Below are 17,538 nucleotides of genomic sequence, written 5' to 3'. Positions count from 1 at the left end.
ATGTTTAGTGATCCGATGAATACCAGCTAGTTGTAAATAGGTGGCTTTAAAGATCTCTCCGCTACGGTCGAGATGACGATTTAATGTTTAGTCATCAGTCGAAGGGCAAATGCACCAATACTCAAAACTTCCAACTCAATACTCCCCACTCAATACTCCAAACTTACTCCTCTTCTCTAAAATAAACTTTGTAAAAGTTCATCGATTTTCCCTCATCGTAGCCCTTTTCTATCATGTCTTTATTGCCGTGAATATAAATATGAAAGTTCTTATCCAACTTTAAAACGCTTTTATAGGCCCTGGCCTGCTTTTTTACGGCCGATTCGGCTATCTCAAAATTATCGGCAATGGGGCTTTCGTATTCCTCTTCGTAATTTTTCTTATAGTTTTTAAACGATTCGATTCCCTCTGCATTTCCAATTACTTCATTCCCGAACTCCTCCATATCAAAGGTTTCTTTCTCCTTAAAATACTTCATCGAACGGTTTAGCAAATCGATCTTATCCGCCTTACTGATTTCGTAATCATCATCGAGCTTTTGCGTTACAAAGTTTTTATAAACGCCCAAAACGTTATTGGTTTGATTGTAGCTGTCGTTTCTGATCTTCAACTTCAAAAACTCATCTTTCCAGTACACGGCCGATTCGTTATTACTTTTTGCCTGATCTAACACTACAACTTTATAACCCTCTTGCTTATCAACATTGAAAATCAAACAGCCCTTATCCAGCTTATTAATGCTAATTGCCTCTTGCTCATAGCTCATGTTAAAACCATCTTGCTCGGGGTACACCTTTAAATACGTGTCTTTAGTTTCCGATTTGAAAATGCCTACTACATCAAGCTGCTCGCCCTCAATTTGAACTTTCTCGAAATAGGCCACATACAATTCGCCCGATTTTATTTTCGGATGATTGGCCACATCGTACAGGTGCTTGGCCAATTGTTGCGAATCTTCGTGAAACAGCTGATTATTTTCGAAAATTTCATGTACGAAATGATACACCTCATTTAAGTTCAGGTTATCATTTGGATGGTAAAAACGATAAACTTCGTTCACTTTTTCAAAGGGTTTCAAAAAATACTGCATCAACAAATTACCCAAAACCTCATCGTCGATTTTTAACGGGGCATCAGATAGTTTGTAGTATTCCTCAACCAATTTGTTGCCGGTATGATGGATAGAAAGTTGCTTTAGCGAAGCTTCGAAAAATGAGACCATGGCGGCAAAAGTAAGCAAAGCGATGAAATAATATTAGCCTTATCGAACAAAAAGCACGACCTTTTATTGCTGCTTGTATCTAAAACTCATTAAGAAACTTAACCGATATTAGAATTTAACGGCCTACAACTAGTTAATTTGTGGGTTAGCCAAATGAATGAAAATCCCACATACCGTTTTTTGCGCCGTCATTCCTGCGCAGGCGGTCCCGTACGTACGGGATTAATGCTCCGCACCGAATTTATTGCGCATTAGGATCCCCAGTCGAGCTACCAATGACAGATTTAAAATTTGCTCGTCTTTTCGACTGTAGCGCACTTGTACCGATTTTTCATCGGTAGCGGAACGGAGAAATCTTTGAAGCCTTTTTTCGATGCGGAGTTCAAAGATTTCTCTGCTTCGGTCGAAATGACGATTCGGTGAAAACCTGTCATCCCAACTCTCTTTTTTTCAAAAAACTGACTTCTTAGGATGACGATCGTTCATAGAAAACACCCTAAAATATGTTGTCATTTCGATGATTTCAGCTCGCAAAACGATGTTCAAAGATGTGTCCACACGATAGAAGAAATCGGGACAGGCTGCCTTAGCATGACACCCCCTCAACCCTCATTAAAGCCGTTAAGATATGGCTGTAACACTTTCTTTAAACACGAGCATATTTCTTTACCATGTCATCAATAATTTTTGCCGTCTCGTCAGGAAAATCGAATTGATGCTTTTGCGGGTTCTGCACCCACGATTTTATGATTGGGAGCCAATTTTTTGTACTGCCCCAAATTACGGGTAGGCCGAATTGCTTTAAGGCGTAGGCATTGCATTGCTGCTCAAACTGGAAACGCATCGGCGCAACCAACAGCTTCTTTTTTAAATACAAGGCTTCTGCGGGGCCTTCAAAACCACCGCCGGTAAACAACCCCTCGCAAGTGGCCAAGCTTTTATTAAAGGCTTCGTTGTTAACAGGCGCTACAGATACATTATCGGCTTGATAGCTTACTTTGCTGTGTTTCGAAAAAACCTGCCACTTTACATTCGGAACCTGGCCAAGCAATTTCACCAGGCGCTTGTCGTCAATAGCGGGGAGGTAAACCGTATAATGGCCGAGGTTTTTGGGCTCCAGCGCCCGTATTTCTGATCGGATTACCGGGGTGTGGATAAATGTATCGTACCTATCAAAATGGAAACCAATATGGTGCTTTGTTGGGGCATACCGACTTAAAATGAGCTTGCCCCAATCGAGGGTACGCGGCCGGGGAACCTTTTTGGATTTAAAGGCAGCCTGATGACTTAGCGAAACGCATTCGATGCCTTGCAACCTACAAGCCCAGGCACTAACAGGTTCAAAATCGTTTACGATGAGGTTATAATCTTTAAGTGGCAATTGCTTCATATCTTTTCTAAACCGAAAAAGATTCATGTTGAGCCAGGTTTTAAAATGATCTACACCACCTTTTTTTCCGAAAATGAAGCTGAAGCCGTGAAGCTGATATTTAACCGGCTGACTCAGTTTTACGTCGGCCTGTGTGCCGCTGACCAAGATATCGAGTTCGCCGTATTGCTGCAGTAATGGAATAATTTCCCGGGCACGGCTGATGTGTCCGTTTCCGGTTCCTTGTATTGCGTAAAGTATTTTCATTTATTGCCCCGAATATCTTAAATTATTGGGCAATTTCATATTTAATACTCTGCAAAAGAATATTAATGTCGAGTTTGCTTTTCAAATCATCAGCGTCTGAGAGGATTCCGTCTTCAATTTCATCCTTCACAAAATCCTGATGATCGTACTTAAAAACCGTCCATTGCTTATCATGGTATTCGAGGGCCGTTAAACTTTCTACCCAGTCGCCGCTGTTTAAATAGGTAACGGAACCGCCATCAGTGATAATTTCTCTTTTTTCTGCCTGATGAATGTGTCCACAAACTACATAATCGTAGCCTTTCTCTATCGCTAATTCTGCCGCCGTTTGCTCAAAGCTGTTAATAAACTTTACGGCATCTTTAAATTTACCCTTAATCCTTTTCGAAAAGCTCATTTTCTCGTGGCCAAGGGTGGTAAGCATCCAATTTACGCAGCTGTTAATGAGGATGAGGGTATCGTAACCAACGGCGCCCAGTTTCGCAAGCCACTTAGAATGCTGCATGGTTACATCGAACACATCGCCATGAAAAAACCATCCTTTTTTACCATCAAGATCGAGAATTAATTTATTTTGAAGCTGAAAAGTGCCCATCTCCATCCCATCAAACTTGCGAAGCATTTCATCGTGATTGCCGGTTAAATAATGAACCTGCACGCCCTCGGATACAAACTTCATGAGCTTACGAATTACTTTCATGTGCGATTCTGGCCAATAGCGCTTGCTAAACTGCCAGATATCGATAATATCGCCATTAAGGATTATTCGCTTTGGCTTAATGCTCTTCAAGTATTTCAGCAGTTCTTTGGCGTGACAACCATAAGTGCCCAAATGCACATCGGAAATTACGACTACATCAACATTTCTTTTACTCATATCGGGAGATTTTTAGGGGCAAAGAATTTGATACCGCTCGAAACAAGCAGTTTTAAAAGGCAGGAAGCGGTTTTACCACTCTTCTTCCTCATCGAGTTTTACCTCAAAAGGACTGAAAAAGTAGAGTACAACAATCAATAAACAAACAGCGAAAAAGGATTCCAGCATAACGTCTGATTTTACAATACAAAAGTAAGACGTTGGGTATCAAACAAATGTTACGGAATTGTTAAATTTAATCGTTTGATTAAAAAACATATTCAAATGACCAAACCACTTACGCGATACTTAGGATAATCGTTGCTTTAGGTTCAAACAATAACGACCACCCTACCGTCATTGCCCCAAAGGGGCTACTTTGTAGCGAGTACAGCCTGTCCCGACTTCTCCTGTCGTGTGGACATATCTCGAACATGTTGCTGTATGGCAGGGGAATAATCGAAAATGGCAGCCAAACTTGTATGGCGTCATCTAAGAACGGTCGTCATTCCCAATTTTAATTGGGAATCCTAAAGCGAAGGGAAAGGCCTTTGCTCGGCATTAATATTCCCGCCTGCGCGGGAAAGACGGCAAGAATATAAACGTCACTCATATTGATTTTTCTGTCTTGGCCAGACAGGCTTTTTCTTTTTTCTTGATAAAAAAATTCTTTTGTTCAGCGGTTTTTAAAGTATGTGCAAACGGTTTAAACATTTTTTCCTAAAATCATCTCCTAGGTCGGATGCGTTCTTTGGAAAAGTTCCAGGGGAATTGCAGGTTTGCTCCTCATAAGCGCATAAGAATAAATATTGATTACTAATAACTTAAAAGAACATCGTTATAAGAAACAGCATTTCTCTCCTATCGGATGGCCCCGACCTAGAACATTGGTTGGCTGCTGAGTAACATTTAACAAAAAGCCCGCAAGAAGCTAATCTTGCGGGCTTTGGTAAAGTCGTTTTCTTAAACAGTTAAACTTTAGCAGTCTGTTTTTTCTTTTTGTTTTCTGAATAAATGCCAAATGCTAATCCGGCAAGCAATAAAAGTGAACCTGCGAGCGAAATTTTTTCACCTGCGTAATAGGATGTCGGGTGGAATATAAATTCAAGTTTATGGTTACCACCTTCAAGCTGTGCGGCACGCAGAACATAATCGGCTCTGAAATAAGGCTTTTCAACACCGTCGATGTACATTTTCCATCCTTTGTTGTAATAAATTTCGGAGAAGACTGCAACTACATCTTTGGCCGACGAATATTCGTAAGTTAGATGATCAGGATTGTAACTGGTTAATTTAATAAAACCTTCGGTTCCTGTTCCTAAACGCTTATCATCGATCATGTTTTTATAGCTTTTATCAACAATAGCCTCTTTCTTTGCATCGAAACTGCTAATGGCCTTCATTTCTTCATCAGAGTTGGCCACATATTGCACGCTTTGTACAAACCACGCATTTCCGCAGGCGGTTGCGTTACGCTGCATTTTAAACGAGCCATTTTGAGGGTCTTGAGTAATGATGTACTTCGTATTTAACATATCCAAAACATCCTGATTGATGCTTTTAGAGAATTGATGCTGAATCAGTTCATCAAAACGTTTCAGTTTTGCCGCATGATAGCCACCAACGGTTTTATGAAACGCCGAGGTGCTTGCATCGTTAAAGGTGTTTATGGAAGCATCGAAAACCCTGAAATTTGGATCTTTATCAGCAGAAATAAAATTATCTACGTCTCTAGGCTGAAAATAATTGTCGACTGATGCCTTGGCCTCAAAGTTTTTGTTATTTAAATAACGGCGATCTACCTGCCACATATCGATTAATACTGCAAAAACAAGGAGCCCGAAAGCCAACTGGGTGTTCAGTTTTTTCTTTATAAAGGCCCAAATGATTGCGAAGCCAATGAGTATGAAAAAGAACGACCGGAAAGCATCGGCACGACCTATCGCAATACGATCTTCAACTAACCCGTTTGCTATTTTCTGTGCAATGCCGGCATTATTTTGCAACGTTTGCGTTAACGCCTGTACAATTTGTTGGTGATTTGATGCCTTAAAGCTAAAAAACAGCGTTGGCGCAATGGCTACAAGCAAGGCAAAACCCCCGGTAATACCGGCAGACCACGTTAGTTTTTTAATTAATACTTTTTGATCGGTGTTTCCCTCTTGCACCTCTTTTACCGCCAACAGCGCCAGTATTGGCACCATTAAGCCGACAACGGCCAAAATAGACTCAACCGCCCTAAACTTGTTGTAAAGCGGGAAATAATCGAAAAATAAATTGCTCACAAAAGGGAAATGGCGACCGAACGACAGAAGGATAAATAAGATTGTGGTTGCCAAAATCCACCATTTTAATGGATTGCGAACGATGAATAAGCCGAATACAAACAAGAAGCAGATGATTGCCCCGAAGTAGTAACCGCCCTGGGTAAAAGGTTTCTCGCCCCAATATTGTTGCATGTTTAACTGCTGCCCAAGTTGTTGTATAGCTTGAGTAGTTGCAGCCTGATCGCCACCAGTTATATCGGCAACGGCCTTAAACATGTTGCTTTCTGGTTTTACCAATTCCTCCACACTCGAAGCGCCTCCATACAAATCGGGAATTAGGAATGTGAAGCTTTCGCCCACACCCTGGCTCCATTGGTAAGCATATTCTTTAGACATGCCTGCATCTTTTTCGGTAGTGGCTACGGTTAAATTTGACTTGCCACGATTGGTTTCTTTTGCATATTCTGCGGTAGACCACAATAGGCTGGCGTTAATCATAACAGCGAGCAAAACCGACAGGGCAAGAAAGCCGAATGCCTTGGTAAGATGGGGAACGGTTTTATTTTTAACGGCTTGAGAAACTTCGACGATAACGAAAATGAGTATGGCCAACATTAAGTAATACGTCATTTGAACGTGGTTCGTTCTAATCTCTAAGGCTAAGAACAAGGCCGTTAAGCTGGCGCCGTACCAGTACTTGCCCCTCAGCGTAAGCAATATACCCGCTATAATTGGCGCAAAAAATCCAATCGCCAATGCCTTACTGCTGTGTCCACTGGCGATTAACACAAAATTGTAAGTCGTAAAGGTAAATGCAATGGCTCCTGCCGCCGCAAGCCAGGGATTAACTTTTAGTACAATAAATAAGAAATAGCCACCAAAAAGCAATAGCAGAACGGTTCCTGTCGGGTTTGGCAAGGCTTTAGTAATCAACGCAATGCCATAGGTGGCGCCGCTGTACGCATAAGGTACCCAAATTTGATAGGCTGGCATTCCGCCGAACATCTGGTTGGTCCAAAGTGGGGCCTTACCTGTGGCCTCCTTTACATCCATAATTTCCTTTTGCATGGCCTGCGCCTGAACAACATCGCTCTGTGCGGGGGCCTTACCCTGCAAAACAGGACTGAAATAGGCAAAAGTAATGATTACGAAAAATGCTATGATGGCGAGGTGTATGCCATTTCTGTTGAACCAGTTATTCATCAAGGTTTGTTTAAGTTTAAACGAATGTCAAAAATAAAAAATTGGGCGGTATAAAAAAGGAATAAATTAAATGTGAGCAGAATAAAATCTAAATTTGTGTATACCAAATTAAAATGAACCGCTTAACGATGAGAAAGTTCCTGGCCATGTGCCTCTGTGCGATGCTTAGCAATGTGGCACTATGCCAAATTGTGAGCCTAAATGCCACTGAAATCAAAACGCTAAAACTACAGCTCAAAACGGAAACCAGCTATAAAGAGATTTACAATGAGTTTGAGAGAACAACTGCCAGCTACCTAAACGATGTTCCAAATCCTATAGATACCATCCTCTCTGAAGGCTTGTTACAGGGCCATCCCAAAAAGGTGAAAACAATCCGTGCCCTTAAAGATATGGATAAAATGTTTTCGCTCGCCCTGCAATACCGATTATCGGGCGAAAAGCGCTACTTAAACAAATCGTTGGAATTTTTGCTTGCCTGGGCCAATAAAAATCGCGGAAACGGCAATCCGATTAACGATACCAAAATTGACAAAGCGGTTGAGGCTTACGATTTAATTAAAAAGGACATTCCTACCGAAAGCAAAAAATCGATAGAGAATTGGCTAAGTGAGACGGCCTGGGCGGAGATAAATAGTAAAAGAATGAACTCTGGCCGCGGAAGCGCTATAAACAACTGGAACGCCCACCGGTTAAAGGTGGTTGGCGAAATAGGCTATGCCCTGGGCAACCAAAAGCTGATTGATTGGACGATAGCGCATTTAAAAACACACATTGCGATTAACTTAAACGCTGATGGAACAAGCTTGGACTTTAAGCAAAGGGATGCGATGCATTACCACATTTACGATTTGGAGCCTATGTTGAAACTGGCAATTATGATTGATAGGGCAAAGGGGCCTGATTTTTACAGCTATGAATCGCCCAAGGGTGCATCGATAAAAAAATCTGTTGAGTGGTTATTGCCGTACATTAAAGGAGAAAAGCAACACGAGGAATACGTGCATACCACCGTAGCATTTGACAGAGCAAGGGCTAAAAACAACGAGGCAGGTTTTGCCCCGGGCACAATGTTTAAGCCCATGCTTGCGCTGCCGGTTCTGCAGTTGTCGGTTTATTTCGATCAATCGCAAAAAGATTTACTAGCTGGTTTACAGCAATACGAAAATGTAGAGCGCATCATCAACCGAATTAAAGCCAAGCAGGAGTAATTTTCAAAATAAATAAACTTTCAATAATTTTTGAAAGTTTAAAAATATAATTACATTTGTTTTATGGAATTAGCAGCGGCAAAACTCAAATTTATAGAGGCCTGGGGCAAATTAGGCTCCGAATGGGGCATTAACCGTACAATGGCGCAGGTTCATGCACTGTTGCTCATTTCGCCCGAAGCGCTTACAACCGAAGAAATTATGGAAAGCCTGAGTATTTCGAGAGGAAATGCGAACATGACGTTACGGGATTTAATTGGCTGGGGCCTGATTGAAAAGCAGCATAAGGCCGGTGAAAGAAAAGAATATTTTTTTGCGGATAAAGACGTTTGGAACATCGCCCGTCAGGTGGCTAAAGAAAGGAAAAAACGGGAGCTAGAGCCTGTCTTGAAGGTGCTCAACGAATTATCGAGTGTACAGGGCGATGAAAAGGATCTTGAATTTAAAACGTTCAAAAAATCGATTACAGACATCAACAAATTGGCAGTAAATGTAGATAAAACGCTTGAAACCATGCTTAAGGCAGAGGAGAACTGGTTTTGGGGTTCTATTTTAAAGGTGTTTAAGTAAAATTTGAAACTATTAACAAGCACCCATTGAATTGTCACCCTGAGCGGAGCCGAAGGGCAAGTATAACGGGCTTCGACTCCGCTCAGCCTGACATAGTTGAGAAAAATCCTTAACTACAGCCATAACTGGCTTTATTTTTTAATCTAAACTTTCAATTTTTACTGAAAGTTCTAAAATCTAAAATGAAATGAAAACGCTGAACAACCATGTTATCCTCTTCGATGATGAATGCCCGATGTGTTATGTTTACACCAAAGCATTTGTAAAAGCGGGCCTACTGGCCAATAACGGACGAGAATCTTACCAAAATATGCCCAAAAATATCTGTCCTTTAATTGATAAACAAAAAGCCGTAAACGAAATTGCTTTGGTAAATACCGAAACTGGCGAGGTAACCTATGGCATAAAAAGCCTCTTCAAAATTATTGGTAATTCGATGCCCATATTTGTTCCGTTATTTAATTTTAAGCCGTTTGCTTTAAGTATGTCTAAGCTTTATGCCTTTATCTCTTACAATCGCAAAGTAATTATTCCTGCCGAAACAAAAGCACATCAGCTTCAACCCAGTTTCAAACTGCACTATCGAGTCGCTTTTCTCTTATTTACGTGGCTGGTAACGGCGTACATCTTAACTGCCTATGCGCATTTGTTAACCGACTTTGTTCCATTAGGAGGAAAATACAGGGAATACCTGATCTGCGGTTGTCAAATGTTATTTCAGGGACTTATCATTGGCCTTTATCAAAAACAAAAACTTTGGGCCTACCTGGGCAATATGATGACCATTTCATTTGCCGGATCGATACTTTTATTACCCGGTTTGGCGATGGCCAGGTATTTCGATGTAAATCCATTCTTCTTTCTGCTTTACTTTTTGTTGGTTGCTGGCCTGATGTTCCTTGAGCATATTCGCAGATGTAAGCTTTTGGAACTGGGCTGGCTAATGAGCAGCACATGGGCCACTTACCGTTTAATTGTTTTAGGGTTGATCCTTTTATTATAAAGATTATGATTTACAGAAAAATTATCCTCGCGGGAGGAAACGGCTATCTGGGCGGGCTATTGGCTCAACACTTTAGTGCGCTGGCAGAAGAAGTAATTATTTTATCAAGAAGTTTGCAAGCGGCAAAAGGAAATATCAAGACTGTTTTATGGAATGGAAAAACGGAAGGAAAATGGTGCAAGCAACTTGAAAATGCAGATTTGCTGGTTAATCTTTGTGGCAAGAACGTTAATTGCCGATATACTCCGAAAAATCAGGAAAAGATCATAAACTCGAGAGTGATACCTACTCGTTTGCTCGGAAAAACGATTATTGGCCTCACCAATCCGCCGAAGTTATGGATTAATATCACATCAGCTACGATTTACCGTCATGCAGAAGATCGACCTCAGGATGAATATACAGGCGAAATTGGCGACGGTTTTTCTGTTGATGTATGTAAAGCATGGGAAAGCAGTTTCTTTGAAAGTGAAACGCCTCAAACCAGAAAAATTGCGCTACGCATGGGAATTGTGCTGGGCAGAACAGATAGTGCATTTCCGCGATTGTTAAATTTGGTAAGGTTTGGCCTTGGCGGTAAACAAGGTAATGGCAGGCAATACGTAAATTGGGTACATGAACAAGACGCGGTTAGAACAATTGAATGGTTATTAAATAACGACAGCATTAGCGGGGTCGTAAACTGCACTTCTCCGCACGCGGTGACAAACAAAGCTTTAATGCAAGCGATTAGGAAAGCTTATGGTTTTGGTTTCGGATTGCCTGCCCCGGAATGGCTTTTGGCTATTGGCGCCAGAATTATCGGCACAGAAACGGAGCTGATCTTAAAAAGCAGGTGGGTTGAGCCAGCGGTTTTATTAGCTAATGGCTTCGAATTTAAACATGCAACTATCGATGAAGCCGTTCATGATATTTTGGGTTAGACCGAAAGTGAGAAGTCCGAGGTCCGGAGATAAAGCGGAAAACTGCGTATATGAGCTGAGCTGTCGGCACCGCTCGCACTACATTTTGTTTAATGCGTCATCCTCGGAGTTCAGTTTTTGAAAAAAGAAGTTGGGATACAAGTTTTTGACACTGTTATCCTGAGTTTCATTTTATTGTATAAAAATCAATATGGCATGACGTAAACACTGAGTGACTAAATTTTCGTGTCATTCTGAACGCAGTGAAGAATCCGCAAGCGATGGAATGCAAAACGCCAACAAACCACTGGCCAAAAAGGGAAGTGAGTTAATTAAGGCCAATGCGGAGTCGGTAAGGGATGCTTCGTACCTCAGCATGACAAAACACTGAATGAGAAGATCTTGCATAAAAACGTCAATAATAGTTTAAAGAAAGATCTCCCAAGCGATGAAACGCAGGACCCCAAAACCTGCTGCCGAAAAAAGGGATGGTTACTGGGCGAAGATGGTAAGATTTACGTTACGATGTTCTGGCTCTATCATTGACGTTTTATTCCGCCTTTGCGAAATCGATTTTTCATCAATCGAAGCGATCTCATTCGAGATATTATTGAATCAAACAGATGGCTTTTCTGAAAAATCGGGACAGGCTGTGTCTCACAATGACGATCGCATTAAAAACTTCATACCATATTGATTCTTTTCGCTAAAAATTGCCCCCCTGCATGACAGCATATTTAGGAAAAACCCCAACAAAAAAGCCCATCTCAATTAAGAAATGGGCTATATGCTTGTAAAGTCCTCCCCTCGGGGGAGGATTTAGGTGGGGACTTAAGCAAACTGTTTTCCTTTAACCTTACGTTCTTGCTCGGTTAAGAAAATCTTACGTAAACGCATGCTTGCCGGTGTAACCTCAATATATTCGTCAGCCTGGATATACTCCATTGCTTCCTCTAACGAGAATTTAATAGCTGGCGCAATACGCGTGTTATCATCAGTACCCGATGCACGCATGTTGGTTAATGCTTTTCCTTTAACAACGTTTACAACCAGGTCATTATCGCGGATGTGCTCACCCATAATCTGTCCTTCGTAAACATCAACTCCCGGATCGATAAAGAAACGACCTCTATCTTGTAACTTATCGATTGAATAAGCAGTAGTCTGGCCTTTTTCCATCGAAATTAATACACCATTTAAACGACCTGGGATTGTACCTTTCCAAGGCTCGTAAGCCTTAAAGCGGTGTGCCATAATTGCCTCCCCAGCAGTAGCAGTTAATACGTTGTTACGCAAACCGATAATACCACGCGAAGGAATTTCGAATTCTAAGTGCTGTAAATCGCCTTTCGGCTCCATAATCAACAACTCACCTTTGCGCTGAGTTACCAATTCGATCACCTTACCCGATACCTCTGCAGGTACATCAACAATTAAAGTTTCAATCGGCTCGTGTTTCTTACCGTCTATTTCTTTAACAATTACCTGTGGCTGACCTACTTGCAATTCGTAACCTTCGCGACGCATGGTTTCGATCAATACCGATAAATGGAGAATACCACGACCATAAACCAACCAGCTATCAGGCGATGCCGTTTCAACAACCTTTAATGCAAGGTTTTTCTCCATCTCTTTAATCAAACGATCTTTGATACGTTGAGAGGTCACCAATTTACCTTCTTTACCAAAAAACGGAGAGTTGTTAATGGTGAACAACATGTTCATTGTTGGCTCGTCGATGCTGATTACCGGCAATTGTTCTGGTGCATCAAAATCGGCAATGGTATCGCCAATATCGAAACCATCGATACCAACAACAGCACAGATATCGCCAGAGCTCACTTCGGTAGCTTTAACTTTACCTAAACCTTCGAAAGTATACAATTCTTTTACTCTCGATTTTACCATTTTGCCGTCGCGTTTAATTAAAGTAACGGGTTGGTTTTCTTTAATTGTACCACGGTGAACACGGCCAATAGCAATACGACCTACGAAAGATGAATAATCTAAAGAGGTAATTTGCATTTGTAAAGTACCCTCGTTTATCGGTGCAGGTGGAATATTTGCCACAACAGCATCTAATAAAGGGAAAATATCGGTAGTTGGAACTTTCCAATCGGTAGTCATCCATCCTTGTTTAGATGAACCGTAAATTACCGGGAAATCCAACTGCTCTTCTGTGGCCTCAAGATTAAAGAACAATTCGAAAATTTGCTCGTAAACCTCTTCCGGGCGACAGTTTTCTTTATCAACTTTGTTTACAACAACAATTGGCTTTAAGCCTAAAGCCAAAGCTTTTTGTGTTACGAAACGGGTTTGAGGCATGGCACCTTCAAAAGCATCGCAAAGTAAAAGTACACCGTCGGCCATTTTCAGCACACGCTCAACTTCGCCGCCGAAATCCGCGTGACCAGGTGTATCGATAATATTGATTTTTACATCTTTATATCTTACAGAAACGTTTTTAGATACGATGGTAATACCACGTTCACGCTCTAAATCGTTATTATCCAATATCAACTCTCCTGTTTGTTCGTTGTCACGAAAAATAGAACAAGAGTGTAAAATCTTATCAACCAACGTAGTTTTGCCGTGGTCAACGTGTGCTATAATAGCTATATTTCTAATCTTTTGCATAAAATGCGCCTCAAATTTGGCGCAAAGATAGTGTTTTCGAATTGATTTTTCACTATCAAGCGCACTTATTTAACGCAATGGTAATTTTGTAATGATCTCATTTTTAATTAGAAAGTAACGTGCGGTTGCCAGCCAGCCGAAATTGAAGTTTGATGTTAATTTTCTTAATTGTTGAAGCGCAACGCCTGCGCATACAAGTCAGTTTGTTCCCGTGTTACGCTTTTACGCTTCGCATTGTGATTCCTCCGAGCTGCAGGGTAACCACTCCATCTGGGGCTAGGCGGCTAAACACCGTTATGCCAATCTATGAGTTGACTAATAAATGAGCACCAACTATGAACGATCGTCATCCTCAGAGATCAGTTTTTTGAAAAACAAAGGAGTTGGGATGATAGGTTTTTCACCGAGTCGTAATTGCGAGGCCGGGCCTGTTCGAGCCGAAGCAATCTGATTTATGGAATGAGATTGCTTCGTGCCTCGCAATGACGATTTTTCATATGTCTGTGATTGGTAGCTTGTACCGATAGCTATCGGTAGGGGATGTTAATGCTAAAGCTTTAATCCCGAAGCTTCGGGACCGCCTGCCTGCCCATCCGTTCAGGCGGGCGCTGGAATGACGATGGTCTCAAAACAATTAACATTTGATTTTCTTTGCTGAAAAATTATAACTCAGCATCACACCGCTGTATAAGTTTCAATTATCCAGTGCATACTGTACATCGGCTATATTCATCGGATGACTAACTTTTGTTTGAAAACAGAAAACAAACATTTACCTTCATGTTATGGAAACCGATTTAATTCTTTCTGCCATCAACGAGATACACAAAAAAGCAAACCGCGATTTAGAGAACCGCGATGCAATCGCCTATGTTACCATTTTTGACGACGCATTACGATATACCAAAGCCGATGGAAAAACACTAAATAAAAGAGACTTTATCTACGATTTGGAGAAGGCACTAAAATCGGCGAAGAGTATCGAAACGAGTCATTACCGCATCAAGTCATCAGTAGAAAATGATGTTTTTACAGAGAAAATCGCCCGTAAATCCGTTATTATTAAACCTAACTTATTGATTTTTTCGAAAAAACAGACGATTCAAACCGAAGAAGTTTACCATTGGCAAAATATCAATGGCGAGTGGAAAGTGATTTCGGTTGAGGTGGTTTTGGAAGAAAAGTATTGAATTGAACTATGCTGAATGCAAAAAAACATCAGCGGGGATATTAAAATAATTCTTGAGCTTTTGGGCCATTTTCAAAGTGATATCTCTTTTGCCAGATAATACAGCCGAAACATGTCCTTTGCTACCAATTATCGGCTCTAAGTCCTTGGCTTTCATACCTGCTTCTTCCATCTTATATTTAATAACCTCTAAAACATTTAACTCTGGCAACTGATAGTTTTTATCGTCATAATCCTTTACCAATACTATTAATAAGTCCAATTCATCAGCTTCCTCGCTATTTGGTTCTGCATGGAAAATTTCCATTAATCGAATGCAAGCTTTTGCATAATCTGATTCTGTTTTTAAAACTTTCCAATTCATTTTTGCCTCCAATTGTTCGTTAAAATCTTCGTATCGAAAGTAATTGTTTCAACGTTTATCTTGTCATATTCTTCATGGGTACCAAACCAAATTACATAGCATGTTTTTTGTATAAAATTAAGGGAAACAACTAATCGAAAGTCATTTCCTTTGATGTTAAAAACTACTCTTGAATTTTTAACCACGCTCGCATTTCGGTAAACCTCCTTTAATTCGTTGAAATTATTAAAGTCCTCTTTAGAAAACTCATCAAACCATATTGATAATGCGATAGCCGAAGCCTTATACATATTTGCATAAAACATTATGGTTTTTTTGACCAAGATTTTCATTGTTAAAGATAATGAAAAGTTTGCAAAAAGCAAACTTTATGGTGAATTTTCCCATCCAACCAAAAACCATTCTTGATAGCGTCAACTTTAAAACAAAATCGGTATTTTTGCCGCTAAATTTAGATTACAATATATGTTAAGAACAGTAACTTGCGGTGCACTAACCCTTAATAACTTGGGCGAAAGTGTAACCTTGTGTGGTTGGGTACAAAAATCGAGAGATTTGGGCGGCATGACTTTTATCGACATACGCGACCGTTATGGTATTACACAACTGGTTTTTAACATGGATGATAACCGTGAGCTTTGCGAAGCAGCACGTTTGTTAGGTCGCGAGTTTGTGATCAAAGCCACTGGTACGGTAGTAGAACGCAGCAATAAAAACCCTAAAATGCCAACAGGCGATGTAGAGATTAAAGTTTCTGCACTTGAGGTTTTAAATGCGGCGAAGCTGCCTCCCTTTATGATTGATGACGAAACTGACGGCGGAGACGAGCTGCGCATGAAATACCGTTACCTCGATTTACGTCGCAATCCGGTTCGTAACAACCTGGTTTTACGCCATAAAATGGCGCAATCCGTTCGCCGCTACTTAGATGCCTTAGATTTTATCGAGGTAGAAACTCCGGTGTTAATCAAATCTACACCCGAAGGCGCCCGAGATTTCGTTGTGCCTAGCCGCATGAACGAGGGTGAGTTTTACGCCTTACCGCAGTCGCCACAAACTTTTAAGCAATTGCTTATGGTTTCGGGTTTTGATCGGTATTTTCAAATTGTAAAATGCTTTAGGGATGAGGATTTAAGAGCCGATCGCCAGCCGGAGTTTACCCAAATCGATTGCGAAATGTCGTTTATCGAACAAGAAGACATTTTAAACACCTTTGAAGGCTTAATCCGCACACTTTTTAAAGAGGTTCGCAATTACGATTTGCCAGAAGTTCCGCGGATGCAGTACGCCGATGCAATGCGGTTATATGGTTCCGATAAGCCCGACACGCGTTTTGCCATGCAGTTTGTAGAGGCGAACGATTTGGTAAAGGGCAAAGGCTTCCCTGTGTTCGATAACGCCGAGTTGGTTGTTGGTATTAATGCAAAAGGTGCAGCCAGTTATACGCGGAAACAGTTAGATGAACTGACCGACTTTATTAAGCGCCCGCAAATTGGTGCTACAGGCTTAATCTATGCCCGACATAATGATGATGACACGATAAAATCGTCGGTTGATAAATTCTTTAACGAAGCAGATTTGAAGCAATGGAGCGAAGCTTTTGCAACTGAAAAAGGCGATTTGCTTTTAATTTTAGCTGGATCGACTGATAAAGTTCGTAAACAATTGAACGAGTTGCGTCTTGAAATGGGTAACCGTTTGGGCTTACGCGATAAAAATACTTTCTCAGCACTTTGGGTATTGGATTTTCCGCTTTTAGAATGGGATGAAGAAACCGAGCGTTACCATGCCATGCACCACCCCTTTACCTCGCCCAAGCCAGAAGATATCGCCCTGCTAGATACGGACCCGAAAAATGTTCGTGCGAATGCTTATGACATGGTGATTAATGGAACTGAAATTGGCGGAGGTTCAATTCGTATTCACGATCGGGAACTGCAAGCATTAATGTTTAAGCATTTAGGTTTTAGCGCTGAAGAAGCTCAGAAACAATTTGGTTTCTTAATGGATGCATTTGAGTTTGGCGCACCTCCACACGGTGGAATTGCCTTCGGATTTGACCGCTTAACTTCAATTTTTGCAGGCTTAGATTCGATTCGCGATGTAATTGCTTTCCCTAAAAATAATTCGGGAAGAGATGTTATGATCGATAGTCCGAGCACAATCGACGATAAACAATTGAAGGAACTGAAGATTAAAACGGATCTTTAAAAAATAACAATTTGTTCATTGGTCATTAGTTCATCAGAGCAAGCGAATAAAAAAAGGCCACTTAACGCAAAACGCTAAGTGGCCTTTTTAATTAATAGCCAATGTGCTTGGCATATATTCAATGACTATTGAGGTGAGCCAATAAGTATTCACCAAGTACTAATTTTGTTAATGATGCTTTGTCAGGCTGAGCGAAGTCGAAGCCTAGTACACTTGCCCTTCGATTAAGCCTGTATTGAGCCTTTCGTCTACGCTCAAGATAAACTC

14 protein-coding genes are annotated in these 17,538 nt (G+C 40.9%); 7 read left to right on the top strand and 7 right to left on the bottom strand.

From position 1 onward, the window contains the following. Positions 1–163 precede the first annotated feature (163 nt). From IZT61_RS14440 to IZT61_RS14425, 4 genes are all read right to left on the bottom strand, one after another. Positions 164–1,222: a nucleoid-associated protein gene (locus tag IZT61_RS14440; RefSeq protein ID WP_196101324.1), complete on the bottom strand. Its 1,059-nt coding sequence runs from the start codon at positions 1,220–1,222 to the stop codon at positions 164–166. Between the two features lie 646 nt (positions 1,223–1,868). Beyond that, on the bottom strand, positions 1,869–2,858 hold the full coding sequence (locus tag IZT61_RS14435; RefSeq protein ID WP_196097663.1) for a glycosyltransferase family protein: 990 nt from the start codon (positions 2,856–2,858) through the stop codon (positions 1,869–1,871). A 22-nt stretch (positions 2,859–2,880) separates the two neighbouring features. Continuing rightward, positions 2,881–3,735, bottom strand: a complete 855-nt coding sequence (locus IZT61_RS14430) for a UDP-2,3-diacylglucosamine diphosphatase (protein WP_196097662.1) — start codon at positions 3,733–3,735, stop codon at positions 2,881–2,883. Between the two features lie 950 nt (positions 3,736–4,685). Then, positions 4,686–7,184, bottom strand: a complete 2,499-nt coding sequence (locus IZT61_RS14425; RefSeq protein ID WP_196097660.1) for a glycosyltransferase family protein — start codon at positions 7,182–7,184, stop codon at positions 4,686–4,688. Positions 7,185–7,297: 113 nt separating this feature from the next. Between IZT61_RS14425 and IZT61_RS14420 the strand changes: the two genes are divergently transcribed. From IZT61_RS14420 to IZT61_RS14400, 5 genes are all read left to right on the top strand, one after another. After that, positions 7,298–8,395, top strand: a complete 1,098-nt coding sequence (locus IZT61_RS14420) for an alginate lyase family protein (RefSeq protein ID WP_196097658.1) — start codon at positions 7,298–7,300, stop codon at positions 8,393–8,395. Positions 8,396–8,458: 63 nt separating this feature from the next. Next, positions 8,459–8,965 carry a GbsR/MarR family transcriptional regulator gene (locus tag IZT61_RS14415; protein ID WP_196097656.1) on the top strand — a complete coding sequence of 169 codons (507 nt, stop codon included), beginning with the start codon at positions 8,459–8,461 and terminating at the stop codon, positions 8,963–8,965. A 187-nt stretch (positions 8,966–9,152) separates the two neighbouring features. Next, complete coding sequence (locus tag IZT61_RS14410; RefSeq protein WP_196097654.1) at positions 9,153–9,968, top strand: DUF393 domain-containing protein; 816 nt, start codon at positions 9,153–9,155, stop codon at positions 9,966–9,968. A 5-nt stretch (positions 9,969–9,973) separates the two neighbouring features. Further along, entirely contained in the window at positions 9,974–10,891 is a 918-nt protein-coding gene (locus IZT61_RS14405; protein WP_196097653.1) for a TIGR01777 family oxidoreductase, read from the top strand. A gap of 211 nt (positions 10,892–11,102) precedes the next feature. After that, entirely contained in the window at positions 11,103–11,261 is a 159-nt protein-coding gene (locus IZT61_RS14400; RefSeq protein WP_196097651.1) for a hypothetical protein, read from the top strand. A gap of 440 nt (positions 11,262–11,701) precedes the next feature. Here the strand turns inward: IZT61_RS14400 and typA are convergent, their stop codons facing one another. Continuing rightward, a complete protein-coding gene (typA, locus tag IZT61_RS14395) occupies positions 11,702–13,507 on the bottom strand; it encodes a translational GTPase TypA (protein WP_196097649.1) in 1,806 nt (601 codons plus the stop codon). Positions 13,508–14,292: 785 nt separating this feature from the next. On the opposite strand from typA, the gene IZT61_RS14390 reads away from it, so the two are divergent. Next, positions 14,293–14,697: a hypothetical protein gene (locus IZT61_RS14390; RefSeq protein ID WP_196097647.1), complete on the top strand. Its 405-nt coding sequence runs from the start codon at positions 14,293–14,295 to the stop codon at positions 14,695–14,697. A gap of 6 nt (positions 14,698–14,703) precedes the next feature. Here IZT61_RS14390 and IZT61_RS14385 read toward each other — a convergent pair whose 3' ends face one another. Further along, positions 14,704–15,060 carry a helix-turn-helix domain-containing protein gene (locus tag IZT61_RS14385; RefSeq protein ID WP_196097646.1) on the bottom strand — a complete coding sequence of 119 codons (357 nt, stop codon included), beginning with the start codon at positions 15,058–15,060 and terminating at the stop codon, positions 14,704–14,706. Continuing rightward, positions 15,057–15,392, bottom strand: a complete 336-nt coding sequence (locus IZT61_RS14380) for a type II toxin-antitoxin system HigB family toxin (RefSeq protein WP_196097644.1) — start codon at positions 15,390–15,392, stop codon at positions 15,057–15,059. Before IZT61_RS14380 ends, IZT61_RS14385 begins: the two co-directional genes overlap by 4 nt. A gap of 133 nt (positions 15,393–15,525) precedes the next feature. On the opposite strand from IZT61_RS14380, the gene aspS reads away from it, so the two are divergent. After that, positions 15,526–17,271 (top strand): aspartate--tRNA ligase, encoded by a 1,746-nt coding sequence (aspS, locus tag IZT61_RS14375; protein WP_196097642.1) that lies wholly within the window; start codon positions 15,526–15,528, stop codon positions 17,269–17,271. Positions 17,272–17,538 lie beyond the last annotated feature (267 nt).

The sequence above is a fragment of the Pedobacter endophyticus genome (assembly GCF_015679185.1).
Lineage (GTDB): Bacteria > Bacteroidota > Bacteroidia > Sphingobacteriales > Sphingobacteriaceae > Pedobacter > Pedobacter endophyticus.
Note: the sequence above shows the minus strand (reverse complement) of the source record. Positions and strands in the feature narration are given on the sequence as shown.